This is a genomic window from Flavobacterium caeni (assembly GCF_900101895.1).
GTDB lineage: Bacteria > Bacteroidota > Bacteroidia > Flavobacteriales > Flavobacteriaceae > Flavobacterium > Flavobacterium caeni.
Map to the genome: position 1 here is coordinate 72,959 of NZ_FMVF01000003.1, position 17,807 is coordinate 90,765.

Consider the following 17,807-nt stretch of genomic DNA (forward strand, 5'->3'; position numbering starts at 1 on the left):
TAGAGGTACGAAACGTATAAATCTTGGTGTAAAATCTATAAATCCAACGGGTCATCGCAGACGTAATTTTACTTTATCAAAAAGAATAAAATTGCCAAAAACCGATTGACCATGAAAACAATTACAAAACTGATTTTAGGAATGCTGCTGTGCTCCTTCAATTTTGTCCAGGCCCAAGTAGAGCTGGACGCCGTAGACATCAACACCAACAAAACATACGAAGAAGTACGTTATTATTATTTCCCGAACATGCAGGCCTACTACGATACCAAGGTGGGCATGTATTTGTATCAAGAAAACGGCCATTGGGTAGAATCTGAACAGCTCGATATGAAGTCGCGCGGCTACTCGCTCAAAAACGGCCAATATGTAATGCTCAAGGATTACCTGGGCGATGAGCCGTTCGAAATGTTGGACGAACACAAAAAGTTGTACCCGGCCAACTATTCAAGCCGACCGCAAAAACCTACACAGGGGCAGGACACAGGGGCCATGGTCTACCAATCGCAACCATTGGCAACTGTAGATTAAACAGAGGATAAGTTAAGGGTTAATAGGAAATCGGGGCTTCGGCCCTGATTTTTTTATGCGTTGGTCCAAACGTCTACATATTGTTGGGCCACGGCCACATAATGGTGCTCGCGTTCGATGAAAGCGCGTGCGCGACTGCCCATAGCCGTAATCTCGTTCGGGTTTTCGATGAGGTGCGCGAGTTGTTCGGCGATCGCTTCGGCGTTGGGCACCGCATTGACGTTGACTGGCTCCTCGATGCCATAACGTTGCACAAACGATGCTTCGGCACCCGTGAAAACCACTTTGCCCTTGGCCATCGCCTCGAGCGCATTATAGCCTTGGTCCATCGCATAGGTCTGGTCGAGCACGATATGCGCGCGATCGTAGGCGTTGATGTACTGGGCATACGGGACGCTTCTGACGGTGATGATCTCGACGCGGTCCCGATAGCGGTCGGCGATAACCGCAAGCGCGGCCTCGAAAATATCGTTTCCTTTCTTGAGGTAATTCTCGTTGTTGATGCCGTGAAAAATGATGATTTTTTGGTCGACCGATAGCGGCGCGCACGCCATCTTGTGTGTGTTGATCGGATTCGGGATCAGCCCAAGGTATTTTTCACGGCCGAGCAAAGCGGGCTCATAATCCAAATCCGAAGCAATTACGCCCGCGACGTTGGTATGGATGAATTGGTGCAGTTGCCTGAAATCGTCGGCCATGAACTTGAACGCGCTGTCGAAATCCTTGGCCGCCAATTTGCCTTCGAAATACGGCCAAAGCGGCGATTTGAATTCGCGGTGGGCTAGGGCATAGGGCACATAGTAGCCGTCGTAGCCGCACGAAAGCAATACTACTTTTTGGTTGTGGGCAAACAAGTAACCGAGTATTTTTTGCTCGAAATCGGGTTGGCAATAAAAGCTGTTCTCGTTGATGAGCTGCACCACGTCGAATCCCGAAAGCTGCGACTTGTAACGCAAGAATTGACGGTACGTGAGCCACGAACTGATGTCGAAGCCGGTCAAGCGGTGCACGCCCACCTTGATTTTTTTGCGCCATCCCGAATCCCACTTTTTTTCGATAGGGAAATCCACCGGATAGTCCTTGAAGCCGTCCTTTGGCCCGCAAATCACGACACGGTGTCCCAAGGCAACAAGCCCTTCCTTGAGCGAATTGTGCAGCCGGCTGTATTCTCCTATCAGTAAAATGTCCATATATCGTTATATTTGACAAATATATTTACAAATTGGACAAAGTACAGTATCGGTCGCGCAAAATAGCCATCGTGTCGCATACGCTTTCGGGTGGCGGCGCCGAGCGTTTTTCGGCGGTCTTGGGACGAATGCTCGATGGGCTCGGGTATGAGATCCACCATATTGTGGTCAACGATGCCGTAGATTATGCGTTTGCAGGAACTTTGTTCAATCTCGGGAAAGCCAGCGCCGGACAGAACATCGTAAGCCGTAAGATAGGCAAGGGGCGCCTGCTCAAACGTTACCTCGACGACGCACAAATCGATACGGTCATCGACAACCGTTCGCGCAACATCTGGCTGCGCGAGTGGCTCACCAAGCGTATTTACGGCGACCGTAAAAAGATTTATGTGGTGCACAGCTTCAAAATAGACGACTATTTTCCGCCGTTTCGATGGTTGGCCCGTTGGCTGTATGCCGATGCAGATGCGATCGTAGGTGTGTCGCAACGGATCGCCGACGAAATCCAATCCAAATATGGTCTTACCAATACCCAAGTAATCTACAATCCGGTTGAGGTGACGCCAACCGATGCCCAAAACCAAAATCCAAACCCTGACAAATACCTGCTTTTTCTGGGACGGTTCGACGACAAGGTCAAGAATTTTGGACTGATGCTCGAAGCGTTTGCGTTGTCGGGTGTTCACCAACAGGGGTATCGATTATTACTGATGGGTAGCGGCCCCGACGAAGGCCTGCTCAAACATCAAATCCAACGGCTGCAATTGCAAGACAGCATACAGATTGTGCCGTTTCAAAGCAATCCGTACACTTTTTTGCAAAACGCACGGTTTACGTTGCTCACGAGCCGTCACGAAGGGTTTCCGATGTCGCTCATCGAATCGCTGGCGTTGGGCGTTCCCGTGGTTTCGGTTGACTGCCCATCGGGGCCGTCGGAGATTGTCCAGCATGAGGTCAACGGGCTGCTCGTTCCCAATTTTGACGTGGCCGCGTTGTCCGATGCTATCAAACGGCTTGCGACAGACGCTAATTTATATGATATTTGCAAGACCAATGCCATGGCCAGCGTCGCACACCTGTCGGTGGAATCCATCGGCCAACAATGGCAAACAATGCTCGAAAAATGACCCGAATCGACGATACCAAACTGATTGACATCCCCAAAATCCACGACGCCAAAGGCAATCTTTCGGTCGTCGAAGGAAAAACGATCCCTTTTGACATCAAACGCGTCCACTATTTGTACGATGTGCCCAGCCATGCCGAGCGTTTGGGGCACGCGCACCGCACCCAACACAAATTGCTCGTGGCCCTCAGCGGCAGTTTCGAGGTGGTATTGAAAGACGGCCAATCCGAAAAGGTCGTGACGCTCAACCGCCCGAATTCGGGGCTGTACATCCCCAACGGCATTTGGCGCGAGATGCGCAACTTTTCATCGGGTTCGGTGTGCTTGGTGATTGCATCGGATGATTTCGACGAGTGCGATTACATCAGGGATTTTGCCGAATTCCAATCATTTAAAGACTGAATTTCCCAGACCCCAATCGGCGAGCAGGCTTTTGAGTTTGACCAACAACTGCAACTGGAACCGCGTAAGGTGCAACAGGATTTTTTTCTTGGTGTTGAGGTTCTTGAAGTCGATACCGTCGTAAGCTTTGCGAAAACTGGCCTGATCGCCCGCCAACTTGCTCTTGATGGCCACCGAAAAACGGTTGAGGTCGAGGAACTTTTTGAGCCCGGGGTGTTGTTGTTCCAATTCGGTGTACTTGAGAAAACTGCTTTGTTCAAAGAAATACTGGCCACCGCGCGACACACTTTTGCCATCGTAGACATAGCGCGCCAGGATCTTCCAGTCGAAAACGACCTTGAAATCAAGCCCCACGCGCATCCACAAATCGGTGTCTTCGGCATATTTGACGTTGGTGTCAAACACACCCGATTGCTTAAAAACGTCTTGGTGGAGCACGGCCGCCGAAGTCCAGATGACGGCTTCTTTGTCGCTCGCCTCAAAAAAATCGACCACTTCTACATAGCCCGTCTTCTCGATCGCGTAGCTGGCAGGGAATACGGTGCGTTGGGTTTCGATCTCGATGGCCGCCGTAAAGACCTTTTGCTCTGGAAAACGCGTGATGTTGCGGTGTATGGTTTGCAGAAAATCGGGATACCAATAGTCGTCGGCGTCCAAAAAGGCGACGTAATCGGCCGAAGCCAACGTAATCCCTAAGTTTCGCGCGGCCGCCACGCCCTTGTTTTCGCGCAGGTAATACTGGATGCGCGGGTCGTCGAACTGTTGCACGACGGCTTCGCTTTGGTCGGTGGATCCGTCGTTGACGATGATGATTTCTATATCGGCGAACGTCTGCGCCAACACACTTTGCAGCGTCTTGCCTACAAATTGCGCTTTGTTGTACAGCGGAATGACGACCGAAAAGAAAGCCATGGGGAACGAAATTGTCTCCAAAGATAAGATTTTAGCGCGTTTGCGGCCCAAAAGTCCTATTTTTGTTTCGATGCCGTCGCAGCCGCTCCATATCGTCAGTTTCGACAATCCGTATCCGCCGGTGTATGGAGGTGTGATCGACGTTTTTTTTAAACTCAAGGCGCTGCACGCGATTGGTTTCGAGATTTACCTGCATTGTTTTGTCGACCAACTTCCTGTGGATACGACCGAGCTCGAAAAATACACCACCCGATTGTATTGGTACCCGCGTAGCAAAAACGTGCTGAAGTTATTGGCTTCAACGCCATTTTCGGTGGGTTCTCGCTACCATGAATCGATTGTGGGCAACATTGCCTCGGTCGACGCACCTGTGTTGTTCGAAGGATTGCAACCCACCTTTGTCTTGCGCAAGCATGCACTTGCGGGACAAAAGAAGTTCCTTCGGCTCATGAACATCGAATCCGATTACTATGGCGGATTGTCGGGCAGCGAGCGTAATTTGATCAAGAAAGTGTTGTACGGCTTCGAGTCGCGCAAGTATGTGCGGTACCAAAAAACCATGGCCGATTTTGAGAACGTGTTTACGCTGTCGGTCCATGAAACCGATTATGTGGCGCAGCGGTACGGCAATGCGGTGTATGTTCCTGTTTTTCACGGCAACACTCGTGTCGCGTCGCTTTCGGAATTTGGCGACTACGCGTTTTACAATGGCGATTTGCGTTTGGCCGACAACCAACGTGCGGCGTTGTTCCTGATCGATGTGTTCCGCGCGCTTCCTGATATTAAGCTCGTCATTGCGTCGGACCACGGCAAACGCCTGATAGAAAGGGCCATTGGCGACGCGTCGAATATCGAGCACACTACCATCCGCGATGCCAAACACTTTGACGAATTGATGGCGGGCGCTCATGTGTGCGTGATGCTGTCGTTCCAGCAATCGGGAACCAAGCTCAAGGCGGTCAATGCGCTGTACAAGAGCCGCCATTGCCTTATCAATGCGAACATGATCGACGACCCTGGCGTACGTGGTTTGTGTACGATGGCATCCACCAAAAGCGAATTTATCGGTGCCGTCAAACGGTTAAGCGAGGTGCCTTACCGGGATTCGGAAAATCGGCAAAAAGTACTCGACGCGGTTTTAAACGATCAAAAAAATGCGCAAAAGTTGGCCGAAATGATTGTTAAAAAAGGTGCGTGATGATTGTTTGAGATCGTTGCTGGACCAAGTTAAATAAATACTTCCTTGCTTTAATTCAAACGCACTGGTTTTTAAAGAATTGAACTTGTAATTAATCAAGTAACTTTAAGTAAGTAAAAAGCCAAAATAACACCTATACCGTGCGCTGCACCACCTCAAAAATTTTGTGGTCTTCGAACTTGAGCGTCTTGGCCGGAAACTTCATCAGCGACGCATAATCGTGCGTAACCATGATGACCGTTTTGCCATTTTCGTTGATCTTGCGCAACACGTTCAGGACCTCGACGCTGGTTTGCGGATCGAGGTTTCCGGTAGGTTCGTCGGCCAGGATGAACTCGGGGTCGTTGAGTAGCGCTCGGGCGATGGCCACGCGTTGTTGTTCGCCGCCTGAGAGTTGGTGCGGCATTTTGTTCGAGATGGCTTGCAGGCCTACGCGCTCGAGCACTTCGTCGATCTTGGCGTCCATCTCTTTTTCGTTTTTCCAGCCCGTCGCCTTGAGTACAAAAAGCATGTTTTCCTTTACGTTGCGGTCGGGCAACAATTTGAAGTCCTGGAACACGATGCCGATCTTTCTGCGCAGGTAGGGGATTTCGCTTTCCTTGAGCTTGGCCAGGTCGAACTCGACGATGTGGCCTTCGCCTTCGGTAAGCGGTAAATCGGCGTAGAGTGTCTTGAGAAAACTCGATTTTCCTGTTCCCGTTTTTCCGATGATGTAGATGAATTCGCCGTGGTTCACCTCGAGGTTGACGTTCGACAAAATCACTTTTTTGTCTTGGTAAATCGAAACGTTTTTAAGGGAAAGGACAGGTTGAGACATTGGATTCTTGGTTTTTCTGCGGTAAAAATAGTAAGATAACACGCGGCTTGCAAATAAAATTTCAAAACACAGGATCGGCTTCGCGTGGTTTTATGTCGGGCGGGAATTTGCAGCTGTTTGGGCGGCGATGCACAACATTTAACAAAATGTACAGAAAATCTGCTTGCGCGGTATTTTTCAAATCATTAGGGGATACCTTCATAGCCCCCTTCCCTAGAGCTAAGATACTTTTTTAACGCTTACTTCCATTACATAAAAACTACACATTTTCAACTTGAAAAGCCATAAGAATTCTGGACGGAACCAATCGATGAAATGCGCGTTGAACGCCCAGATGTTAAAAAAAATGTTCATAATAAAACGCCAGAACGGTTCGTTATAGAAAGCAGAACAGATAATTTTGAAAAGATAAAATCTACAAAAATGCTCAAAATCCCAAGGCTTTTCCTGTTACTTTGCTGCTTGGTGTCGGTGTCGGTTTTTGCCCAAAAATCGGCCATCTACACCCACGAACTCGAAGATTTCAACAGGGCCGTCAACCTATACAAAGAGGGCCAATACCAATCGGCCCAGATTATTTTCGACAAGGTCAAGCTCGACAACGTCTCGACCGACGTCAAGGCCGATTGCGCCTACTACAGCGCCAATTGCGGTATACGTCTGAACCAGTCGGGTGCCGACGAGGCGATGGAGAATTTCGTCCGCGATTACCCAACAAGTCCTAAACAAAACCAGGCGTTCATCGAAGTTGCGCACTACTATTTCGAACAAGGCAAGTATCCGCAGGCGCTCGAATGGTTCGACAAGGTAGATGAAGGCACACTGAGCTATACCGAACAGGACAAATTCAACTTCCAAAAAGGCTATGCGTTTTTCAGTGCGGGCAAGAAAAAAGAAGCCACGCCGTATTTCAACAAAGTCCTGAACTCGAAGGAGTACGGCTCGCAGGCCAAGTACTATCTGGGTTTTATGTCGTATGAAGCCGACGATTACAAACAGGCCAGCAAGTATTTCGACGAGGTGTCGGGCGAAGAAAAATACAAGGAAAAACTGTCGTATTTCGAAGCCGATATGAACTTCAAGCTCGGCAAATTCGACCAGGCGATCCAATCGGGCGAAAAGGCGATGGCCAAATCGAGCGCACTCGAGAAATCGGAACTCAACAAAATCATCGGGGAGAGCTATTTTAACCTCAAGCAGTACGACAAGGCCATCCCATACCTGAACCAGTACAAGGGCAAGAAAGGCAAGTGGAACAACACCGATTACTACCAGCTCGGCTATGCCTACTACAAGCAAAACGATTACGAGAACGCGATCACGCAGTTCAACAAAATTATTGGCGGGGCCGATTTTGTCGCGCAGAACGCCTATTACCACTTGGGCGAAAGCTACCTCAAGACCGACAAAAAGCAACAGGCGCTCAACGCGTTCAAGAATGCTTCGGAGATGGAATTCGACGCCAAGATACAGGAAGATGCCAGCCTGAATTACGCCAAACTGAGCTACGAGATCGGGAACTCTTACCAGCCGGTACCCGATGTACTGTCGGCCTTTTTGAACAAATACCCGAATTCGCCGAGCAAGGTAGAAGTCGAAACGTTGCTCATCAACTCGTACATCACCTCGAAAAACTACAAGGGTGCGCTCGATTTGCTCGAAAAGAACAAGAGTTTCGCCAACAAAGAAGCTTACCAAAAAGTCACGTTTTACCGCGGGCTCGAATTGTATACCGATGGCAATTATGCCGAGGCGCTCGCGATGTTCAAAAAGTCGCTGGGCGAGCCGCGCAACCCAAAATTTGTTGCAAGGGCCAACTTCTGGAAGGGCGAAACCGAGTATGTGCTCGACAATTTCAACGAGGCGCTGTTGAGCTTCAAACAGTTCGAAAATTCGGCCGAGGCGGCGTCTACGCCCGAAGGCAAGAACCTCAATTACAACATCGCCTATGCCTATTTCAAGCTCAAGGAGTACGAACAGGCGGGCAATTATTTCCAAAAACACATCGATGCGGTCAAGGACGACAAAGTGCGTTTGAACGATGCCTACCTCAGGCTGGGCGACAGCCGTTTCGTGTCGGCCAAGTACTGGCCTGCGATGGACGCCTACAACAAGGCCATCGAAATGCGCGGGATCGATGCCGATTATGCGGCGTTCCAAAAAGGCATCAGCTATGGATTTGTGCAGCGCAACGACAAAAAAATTGACGATTTGACCAAGTTCATCACGCAGTTCCCCAAATCGCAATACCGCGACGACGCGTTGTTTGAGCTCGGCAATACGTATGTGACCGAGAAAAAGACCAACCAAGCCATATCGACCTACGACCAACTGATTTCGGAATACAAAGGCGGATCGTATGCGGTCAAGGCCATACTGCGCCAAGGTTTGATCTATTACAATGCCGAGAACGACGCGCAGGCGCTCACCAAGTTCAAGAAGATTGCCGCCGAATATCCCAACAGCCCCGAGGCCGTCGAAGCCGTGGCCACAGCGCGTTTGATATACGTAGACAACGGCAAGGTCGATGAGTATGCCACTTGGGTGCGTACGCTCGATTTTGTAGAGGTATCCGACGCCGATCTCGATAACGACACGTGGGAAGCCGCCGAAAAACAATACCTGCAAGGCAACACCAAGCAAGCCATTTCTACCTTGGGCGGCTATGTGAACAAGTTTCCTAGCGGTATCCACGCGCTCAAGGCCAATTTCTACCTCGCGCAATCGTACTACACCGATGGCTTGCCCGATCGATCGATTGCGCACTACGAATTCGTCGCCGACAAGCCGCGCAACGAATTCACCGAGCCGTCGCTCGCGCGTTTGGCCGAAATCTACATCAAGAAAGACGATCCGGCCAAGACCATCGACGTGCTCAAGCGTCTGGAAACCGGCGCCGATTTCCCGCAAAACGTCACGTTCGCGCAGGCCAACCTGATGAAAACCTATTACGAAGAGAAAGACTATCCGAATGCGGTAATTTATGCCGACAAGGTATTGGCCAACCCTAAGATGGACGACAAGGTCAAATCCGATGCGCAAATCATCGTGGCGCGTTCGGCATGGAATTCAGGCGACGAAGCCAAAGCCCTTACGGCCTATACCAAACTGCTGGCCATCGCCAAAGGCGAGCTCGCCGCCGAAGCGTTGTATTACGATGCCTATTTCAAGAACAAGGACGGCAAGTACGAAGCGTCGAACACCGCCGTCCAAAAATTAACCAAGGACTATTCGGGGTATAAATTTTTCGGGGCCAAGGGCTTGGTGGTCATGGCCAAGAATTTTTACGGGCTCAAGGACAGTTTCCAGGCCACCTACATACTCGAAAGCGTGATCAAGAATTTTGGTGCCTATCCCGATACGGTGGCCGAAGCGCAAAAAGAGCTCGACGCCATCCGTATGGCCGAATCGCAAACCAATTCTTCGATACAGAATTAGAACCAAGAATCAAGAATCAAGAATCAGGAGTCAAGATGAAAAGTGGAACATAGGCAGCAAGAAGTCGTGACTCTAAACCACATCATATGAAATTAAACATCCCCTATATCACCCTCGCGACACTCGTTTTTTCCATGGCCGCTACGGCGCAAAAGAAAGACGAAAACATCGGTACCGAAGTCGTCAACGTCGTCAAACCTTATACGCCTACCATTTCCGATGCGTTCAAGGTCAAAGAGACGCCCACGCTCGACGACGACGAAACCAGCAAGAAAGAACCCATCAAATACGATATTTTTTCGTTCCCCGTGGCCTCGACGTTTACCCCATCCAAGGGCCGCGCGGCAGGCGTAGACAAGACCAAGCAGGAACGCATCTTCAAGAATTACGTCACCACCGGATTCGGCAATTATGCAACGGCGTTCGCCGAGTTGTACGTGACCGAAGAAGTAGGCGAGGCCGATTATGTGGCCGGGATGGTCAAACACCTGTCGTCCAACGGCGGGATCAAAGGGCTCGAGGTCGAAGACAAGTTTTTGACGAGCTCGATCGATTTGACCTACGGCTCCAAGCAGGACGGTTACGCCTGGAACGCCGATGCGGGCTTCCAATACCGCCGCAATTACTGGTATGGCGTGGCGCCCGATTACGGCTATCCGACCTTGACCTGGGAGGAGCGCACGTTTGCCGTGAATTCAATCGACGACTGGCAAACCTATTACAACGGCCATGTGGGCGGGCGACTCACGTTTAACGAATCGATGTTCAGCGGCGTCGAGTTGCACTACAACCGCTTTTGGGATGCCTACGATGTGGCCGAGAACCGTTTCTACCTCAAACCCAAGATGCAGTTCGAGATCGACAACAGCACCGTCACGGCCGAGTTCATCGCCGATTATGTAGGCGGCGATGTGGGTACCGATTTTACCGGACTCTCGCCGTTGAAGTATGCCGTGGCCAACTTTGGCGTACACCCGAGTTTTACGATGGTGCGCGACGATTGGTCGTTCGAGATCGGCGGGTCGATTTTTTACAGCGCCGACATGGAACACTCCGACGACAAGGTGTTGTTTTACCCGAACGCGACCGCATCGCTCAAGGTCGTCGGCGATTTGATGGTGTTTTACGTAGGGGCCGATGGCGGACTGCAACAAAATACGATGCGCGATTTGACCACGGCCAATCCGTTCATGTCGCCGTCGCTGATTCGTACCAACCTGAGTACCGAACACGGCATCAAGCCCACCGACCGCCAGTTCGACGGTTTCGCGGGACTCAAGGGCAAGCTTTCGAACTATGTGAGCTACAACGTGCGCGGGTCGTTCATGGGCGAACGCGACAAAATCTTGTTCCGCCACAACACCTACGACGAAACGATCCTCGTGCAAAAACCGTATGAATTCGGCAACTCGTTCGGCATCGTCTACGACAACGTACGTACGCTGACGTTCTTTGGCGAAGTCAAGGCCGATTTCAACAAAAATGTGTCGCTTGGCATCAATGGATCGTTCCACAAATACACCACCAAATTCGAGCAGGAAGCCTGGAATTTGCCCGAGATCGAAGTAGGGGCCAACCTCGACGTCACGATTACGCCGCAGTGGTACGCGGGCGCCAACCTGTTTTTCGTGGGCGAACGCAAGGATTTCGACGTGAAGCTCAACGACCCGCTCGTGAGCGGCATCAAGACGCTCAACGCCTATTTCGACGCCAACGCGCATGTGGGCTACAAGTTCAGCGAGCGCCTGTCGTTCTGGCTGCGTTGCAACAACATCGCCAACCAGGCCTATGAAAAATGGCTCAACTACACGGTGCAGTCGTTCCAGGCGATGATCGGGGGCAGTTACAAATTTGATTTTTAGGAGCTTTATCCCGCTTTCCGCTGCAAACGAAGTTCACTGAACTCCAATAATAAAATATTAGCTCAGTGAAGTAATCTTTTACAACCTCCGTCCCGAAGCGTCGGGACTGCGATTGCAAAAGGATTTCCGCTACAATCGGGGCTAGGGGTCCTCTACAAAATCGAACGCCCTACCTAATAGGGACGTAACCTTTATGATGACCTTCAAACAACAAATCCACACACGCTACCAGCAACTGCTGCAGGACCGCATCGATGCGTTCCGCGACATGATTGCCGCGCTTACCCTCGACGCGCAAAACGATGCCAAGGGTTCGGCGGGCGACAAACACGAAACCGCGCTGTCGATGATGCACCTCGAGCAGGAGAAACTCAACCACAAACTTTCGGAAATCTACGCGCAGCAGGCCGTGTTGGCCAAGATCGATCCGCTCGCGGTAACCCACCACATTGCCTTGGGCAGCCTGGTCGAGACCAACGGGATGTTGCTGTTTGTGTCGGCGGCGTTGCCCAAGATTTCGGTAGACGGCAAAACGGTCATCGCCGTATCGCCGCAGTCGCCGCTTGGTGCCCGGTTGATGGGGCAGGAGGTTGGGTTTGCGTTCGAGATCAACGGTACGGCCTATGTGGTGGCCGCCATCACTTGATGTTGTGACATAATGGTATTTTTTGTGAAAGTGTCACACTTTTTTTGTGACATAATAGCATTTTATATAAAAATGTCACACCTTTTTTTGTGACATAATAGCATTTTATGTAAAAATGTCACAACCGTTGGTCATCGAAAGACATTCTTGGCGTGGTCATAGGGGATACCTTCGATACCGTACAAGCCTAAAACACTTGGGAACAGAAAGTCCAAATCGATTTTCTGGTTGCGCATCGCCTGTAACTTTTGAACTACTTGTGGATGCGCTGCGGCAAACCCATCCGAATACCACACCAGTAAAGCGGGATTGCTCACGCCCTTGCCGGGTTGTGCGTGCAGCCATCGGCCGTCTTCGCCCAGCATTTCGCCGTGGTCCGACAAGTAAATCAGCAAAGTCTCTGAAGGCTCTTTTTCTAATCGGGCGATGGTTTTGTCGAGAAAATAGTCGAGGTACAAAATCGTATTGTCGTACGAATTGACCATTTCCTGCATGGAATTCGCGCCAATGAGTTTGCTTTTGATCACCGGTTGGAATTTCCTGAACGCATCGGGATAGCGCGTCTCGTACCACCAATGGCTGCCCATCATGTGCAGGACGTGGAACTGGCGCCTGCCCGCACGGTAGGATTTTTCGAACTCGGGCAGCAATTCCTGGTCGTAGCCTTTACGGAAACTCAGTTCGGAATGGAACGGATCGAGGATTTTTTGCGTCGCGCATTGGTCGATGAAACTTTCGTAGCTGATCTCGGGCGTTTGGTTGCCTATCCAATGCACAGGGATTTGCGCTTGCCGCAGCACGTCAAACAAACTGTATTTGGGTTGGCTGTAATCGTCGTCGAAAGCCGCATCGGTAAACAGTTGCTGCAAGCTCTCGGCCGTGTAGGTCATGGGCGTATAGGTATCGGCAAAACTGACGATATTATGCCGTTTGGCCAACAACGGATTGGTCTGTCGCGCATAGCCGTTGAGTTGCATGTGGTCGGCACGGACGGTTTCGCCCAACACAAATACCACGTTGATCGGTTGTTTGTTCGAGGCGAGCGTGCCATCGATTTTTTGGAAGGCCAATGGTGCGCGCGCCGCATATTCGTCGACCGCCACGGCCACATTGTAAGGAAGCCGACGCGTGAAAATACCGTACTTAAAGTGTTCGGCCAAATAAAAGCAAACGATGCCGACCAAGGCCAAGGCCATCAACGGCGAACGCAACGGCTCGGGATGCGTTATTTTTCGGTGTCCTTTCACCAGCCAAACGACCCAGCCGACCGATAATAGAAAATGGATCGCGAAAGGTAAACTGATCAAATCGGCCGCCACATCGGGCTTGGTTTCGAATGCCGCGCGAACGATGCCGTGCGCAATCGCAATGTCCTGCGTGTACACCCAGAACGCGGCCACCGACAACAGCAAAAATACGGGCGGGAACACCAGCACGAACAGCCATCGGCGCAGCGCCATCAGGTATAAAAATCCGAAGACCGAAAACTGCAACAACAAAAAATGACCAAAATAAGCCACGTAAGCCTTGAGGTCGTTCAACGGATAATGGACAAACGACGCATAGGTAATCCACAGGCCAAACACAACGTTGAGCAACAGGTGGAAACGGAGTTGCGGTTTATATTTTTTTAGGACCTCCATTCAAGACGGGCAAGTATCGGTTGATAAGCAAGAATACCGGGACCATCATCGCAATCTGGACGATGGCATACGCGAAGCGTTCGGTTTCAGAAAAATTGAAATCGGTTTGGCCCAGCCCCAGCATCAGCACGAACTTGATGGCGGTCATCGCAAGTAATTGCAACGCGAGTATCGTGAGCGAGAACTGCCCGATGAACCCGAGGAACTTGAATACGGGGAACAATTTAAAGAAGCACAAAACCATCAGGCTTCCCGTGACGCCGGCCAACACAAACAGCGCCGGGTTTCCGTAAATCGCCCTGTACATGTCGATCTTAAGGTTCAACCCATAAAGCAACGTGTGGAGCAGCGCGCAAACGATCAGGACCACAAACGTCAGGTTTTTGGACAACGCGGCCAACCATCGGAAACAGTAAAAACCGAGCGCGTAGAAAAACAAGGCCACCAGGGCGATGTCTGCGCTCCACGGCAACCGGACCGAAGAAAGATGCGCATAGATGAAACCAAGTATGACCAATACGCTAATCGATACGATTTGGCCCACGGTGTTCTTAAAGGCAAGCACCCACGACATCACAACCGACGTGACAAAGAGCATCGGCAAGAACCACATCGGGATGCCCCAATCCATATAGGCGCGGTCGCCCTGCGCCGTCACTACGCCGATGAAGTTTTTGGTGGGCGAAAGACCCAGTGTGGCGCTGTCGCCATAGTGGCGTGTCACAAAAAACCAAACGGCAAACAAGAACAGGCTCCAAAGGAAGTAGGGTAGGATAAGCGCTTTGAACCGCTTCTTGGTTTGCACCCACGCGCTGGTTTTGCCATGAAAAAATCCGGCGGCCATGATGAACAACGGCATGTGAAAGCTGTAGATGTATTTTTCGCAAAACGGGAAGTTGTGGCCATAGACGACCAGAAAAATGGTGAATCCCTTGACCTGGTCTACCCAGTCGATCCTGCGGTGTGCGGTGGTGTGGGGTTCTGTTTTTGCCGTAAGCGACATCTGATTGGATTGCGGTGGTTTTACAAAAATAGTTTTTTTCGGATGCGTACCGAAACATTGGCGTTTTTTGGTTCCGATTTACGATTTGTAAGCGTTGCGCGGCCTATCGACTTTTTCAGGTTTAAAATTTACCGTAATTGTTTTGTTTATGTTATAATTTGAAACTAAAATTAATGATTCGTTTTTATAATGAAAGTACAACATGCATCTTTGCTTCACTTAAATAACAAAACAGCATATGTGCGGAATATTGGCCATCATCGGAAAAGGAAAAGACGAACAACTGGTAAAAACACTTTCTAAACGCATGTCGCACCGCGGCCCTGACGAAAGCGATTTGCTGATCACCCCAAAAGGACATATCTTGAGCCACGAACGCTTGTCGATCATCGACCTGCATTCTGGGCGCCAGCCGATACAAGGCACGAAAACCGCCTACATGGTACACAACGGCGAAATCTACAACCACCAGCACCTGCGCGATACGGTCTTGAAAGACCATACGTTCCGCACCAAGTCGGATTCCGAGGTCATCGTACACCTGTATGAAAAATTCGGGTACGATTTCCTGGACCAGCTCGACGGCGATTTTGCGTTTGTCGTGATCGATGGCGACGATTTCATCGCAGGCCGCGACCCCATGGGTGTCAAACCGCTGTATTATGGTATCGACGAACGCGGACGTACGTATTTTTCGTCCGAGATGAAACCCATCGCCGACCAATGCAAAACATTTGCGACCTTTCCGCCGGGGCATTTCTACACGCCCAAGACCGGATTCGTCAAATACTACCGGCCCGCGTACGAAGACCACGAGAACGCGGTCAACGAACTCGACCTCGGGCTCATCCGCGAGACCTTGACCGAGGCCACGCGCAAACGTCTGATGAGCGACGTGCCCATTGGGGTGCTGCTCTCGGGCGGACTCGATTCGTCCTTGACATCAAGTATAGCGGCCCGTTTGCTGGCAGCCGAAGGAAAGAAGTTACATTCCTTCTCGATTGGGTTAGATCAACAAGCCCCAGACGCCATTGCCGCCCGTAAAGTGGCCGCTTTTTTAGGAACCGAGCACCACGAGGTGCATTTTACGATCGAACAGGGCATCGGGGTGCTGGAAAAATTGATCTGGCACCTGGAAACCTACGACGTCACGTCGGTACGGGCCAGTACGCCCATGTATTTCCTGTCGAAGGCAATCACCGACTTGGGCATCAAGGTGGTGTTGTCGGGTGAAGGTGCCGACGAAGTTTTTGGCGGCTACCTGTATTTCCGCAATGCGCCGAGCACCGAAGATTTCCAAAAAGAAACCATCGAACGCGTCCAGAAATTGTTCACCGCCGACTTGTTGCGCGCCGACAAATCGACCATGGCGCATGGGCTCGAAGCCCGGGTACCGTTCCTCGACAAGGCGTTCCTTGACGTGGCCATGACCATCAAGGCCGAGGAGAAGCAACCCAAGACCTACGACGGCATCGAAAAATACATCCTGCGCAAGGCTTTCGATACGCCCGAGCAACCGTATTTGCCGCAGGAAGTGCTGTGGCGCCAAAAGGAACAATTTTCGGACGGTGTAGGCTACAATTGGATCGATACGCTTATCGAATACTGCGCGTCCAAGGTCACCGATGCGCAATTGGAAGCAGCGGCCGAGCGTTTTCCGTACAACACCCCGGCCACCAAGGAGGCGTATTTTTACCGCGACATCTTCCACAAGCATTACCCGCAAACGGCGGCGGCGCAAACCGTGCGCAAGTGGATCCCGAAGTGGCAGGAAAACCAAGACCCGAGCGGACGCGCCAATGCCGCGCACGTGAAGGCCGATACAGAAATCGCCAAAACGGGCATTACAGTTTAGAGTTATTAGGTTTGTTATATATTGTTTGTAATTTTGGAACGCTGGTTTGAACAACCGGCGTTTCGATTTTTATGGCCCTGACGTTGTCTTTCCGGTTTTTCGAGTTGCCGCTGGCGCATCCGTTTACGATTTCGCGGTATACCGTGGTCGTGCAAAAGACGGTGGTCGCGTGTATTTCCGATGGTGAATTTTCGGGTTATGGCGAGGCGACGGTCAATCCGTATTACCATTCTACGGTCGAGCGGCTCACGGCCAGTTTTGCGAAAGTGATGCCGATGATCAACGGATTATCCGACCCAAGCCTGCAAGTCGAACCGGCGAAGCAATGTCATCCGACGGAATTCTGGGCACAAATCGCACCGCATCTGCAAGAAGACTATTTTGCGTTGTGTGCCATCGACATGGCCTATTGGGATTTTTATGCGCGCAAACAAGGGCAAACCGTCCGCAGCCTGTTTACGACACAAACACAAACGCCGCTTACGTCGTATACCATCGCCATCGATTCGCCCGATGTGATGCGGCAAAAAATCCTCGAAAAGCCGTGGCCCATCTACAAAATCAAACTCGGTACGCGCGATGATTTAAAAATCGTCGAAACCTTGCGCAAGACCACCGATGCCGTTTTTCGCGTCGATGCCAATGCGGCGTGGACGGCAGATCAAGCCATCGTCTATTCCAAAATCCTCAAGGACTTTGACGTCGAATTCATCGAACAGCCGCTCAAAGCCGATGATGCAGAAGGTATGAAACGCGTCAAGGCCGAATCTTCCTTGCCGGTCATCGCCGACGAAAGCTGCCAGCGCGAAGCCGATGTCGAAATTTGCGCAGGGCAATTCCATGGCATCAACATCAAACTCATGAAGTGTGGCGGGATTACACCGGCGCTGCGCATGATCGAAAACGCCAAAACGCAAGGGCTTTTGCTTATGGCGGGTTGCATGACCGAATCGACCGTGGGTATTTCGGGGCTGGCCCAGATAGCGCCATTGCTCGATTTTATCGATGCCGACGGCGCCTTGCTTTTGCGCGAAGACATCGCCCGAGGGGTTTGGTTCGAAGACGGCAAAATCCACTACCCGGACCAAAGTGGAACCGGCGTGGAATTGTTCGGTTTTTAGTCAACAAAATGTTGATAACTTCCTAGGTCGTGCGGGCAATTTACGCCCATTATCGCGTGTGTT

14 protein-coding genes are annotated in these 17,807 nt (G+C 50.9%); 9 read left to right on the forward strand and 5 right to left on the reverse strand.

The genetic code is table 11. The features are described from left to right. Nucleotides 1-111: 111 nt before the first annotated feature. Nucleotides 112-531 carry a hypothetical protein gene (locus tag BLP55_RS02705; protein ID WP_091140797.1) on the forward strand — a complete coding sequence of 140 codons (420 nt, stop codon included), beginning with the start codon at nt 112-114 and terminating at the stop codon, nt 529-531. Between the two features lie 53 nt (nt 532-584). Here BLP55_RS02705 and BLP55_RS02710 read toward each other — a convergent pair whose 3' ends face one another. Beyond that, a complete protein-coding gene (locus tag BLP55_RS02710) occupies nt 585-1,721 on the reverse strand; it encodes a glycosyltransferase (protein WP_091140798.1) in 1,137 nt (378 codons plus the stop codon). Nucleotides 1,722-1,753: 32 nt separating this feature from the next. Here BLP55_RS02710 and BLP55_RS02715 point away from each other — a divergent pair, with 32 nt between their 5' ends. Both BLP55_RS02715 and BLP55_RS02720 read left to right on the forward strand, forming a co-directional pair. Next, a complete protein-coding gene (locus BLP55_RS02715) occupies nt 1,754-2,848 on the forward strand; it encodes a glycosyltransferase (protein ID WP_244503405.1) in 1,095 nt (364 codons plus the stop codon). Continuing rightward, nucleotides 2,845-3,249: a sugar 3,4-ketoisomerase gene (locus BLP55_RS02720; RefSeq protein WP_091140799.1), complete on the forward strand. Its 405-nt coding sequence runs from the start codon at nt 2,845-2,847 to the stop codon at nt 3,247-3,249. Before BLP55_RS02715 ends, BLP55_RS02720 begins: the two co-directional genes overlap by 4 nt. Here BLP55_RS02720 and BLP55_RS02725 read toward each other — a convergent pair. Further along, nucleotides 3,235-4,161, reverse strand: coding sequence for a glycosyltransferase family 2 protein (locus BLP55_RS02725; protein WP_091140800.1), 927 nt, complete (start codon nt 4,159-4,161; stop codon nt 3,235-3,237). The genes BLP55_RS02720 and BLP55_RS02725 overlap by 15 nt on opposite strands. On the opposite strand from BLP55_RS02725, the gene BLP55_RS02730 reads away from it, so the two are divergent. Beyond that, nucleotides 4,160-5,359, forward strand: coding sequence for a glycosyltransferase family protein (locus tag BLP55_RS02730; protein WP_091140801.1), 1,200 nt, complete (start codon nt 4,160-4,162; stop codon nt 5,357-5,359). The two genes, BLP55_RS02725 and BLP55_RS02730, sit on opposite strands and share 2 nt — an antisense overlap. 133 nt (nt 5,360-5,492) lie before the next feature. On the opposite strand, the gene BLP55_RS02735 is transcribed toward BLP55_RS02730, so the two are convergent. Continuing rightward, nucleotides 5,493-6,176 carry a cell division ATP-binding protein FtsE gene (locus BLP55_RS02735; RefSeq protein ID WP_091140802.1) on the reverse strand — a complete coding sequence of 228 codons (684 nt, stop codon included), beginning with the start codon at nt 6,174-6,176 and terminating at the stop codon, nt 5,493-5,495. A 423-nt stretch (nt 6,177-6,599) separates the two neighbouring features. Between BLP55_RS02735 and BLP55_RS02740 the strand changes: the two genes are divergently transcribed. From BLP55_RS02740 to BLP55_RS02750, 3 genes are all read left to right on the forward strand, one after another. Continuing rightward, complete coding sequence (locus BLP55_RS02740; protein WP_091140803.1) at nt 6,600-9,614, forward strand: tetratricopeptide repeat protein; 3,015 nt, start codon at nt 6,600-6,602, stop codon at nt 9,612-9,614. 86 nt (nt 9,615-9,700) lie between these two features. Next, the gene (locus BLP55_RS02745; protein ID WP_091140804.1) at nt 9,701-11,476 is read left to right on the forward strand and encodes a TonB-dependent receptor; all 1,776 of its coding nucleotides are present in this window, start codon (nt 9,701-9,703) and stop codon (nt 11,474-11,476) included. Between the two features lie 196 nt (nt 11,477-11,672). Further along, entirely contained in the window at nt 11,673-12,122 is a 450-nt protein-coding gene (locus tag BLP55_RS02750; RefSeq protein WP_091140805.1) for a hypothetical protein, read from the forward strand. Nucleotides 12,123-12,253: 131 nt separating this feature from the next. Here the strand turns inward: BLP55_RS02750 and BLP55_RS02755 are convergent, their stop codons facing one another. After that, entirely contained in the window at nt 12,254-13,765 is a 1,512-nt protein-coding gene (locus tag BLP55_RS02755) for a phosphoethanolamine transferase (protein WP_091140806.1), read from the reverse strand. Then, nucleotides 13,743-14,768, reverse strand: coding sequence for an acyltransferase family protein (locus tag BLP55_RS02760; protein WP_091140807.1), 1,026 nt, complete (start codon nt 14,766-14,768; stop codon nt 13,743-13,745). The genes BLP55_RS02755 and BLP55_RS02760 overlap by 23 nt, the downstream gene beginning before the upstream one ends. A gap of 238 nt (nt 14,769-15,006) precedes the next feature. Here BLP55_RS02760 and asnB point away from each other — a divergent pair, with 238 nt between their 5' ends. Next, complete coding sequence (gene asnB / locus BLP55_RS02765; protein WP_091140808.1) at nt 15,007-16,623, forward strand: asparagine synthase B; 1,617 nt, start codon at nt 15,007-15,009, stop codon at nt 16,621-16,623. Nucleotides 16,624-16,694: 71 nt separating this feature from the next. Next, nucleotides 16,695-17,744 carry a dipeptide epimerase gene (locus BLP55_RS02770; protein WP_317040273.1) on the forward strand — a complete coding sequence of 350 codons (1,050 nt, stop codon included), beginning with the start codon at nt 16,695-16,697 and terminating at the stop codon, nt 17,742-17,744. Nucleotides 17,745-17,807 lie beyond the last annotated feature (63 nt).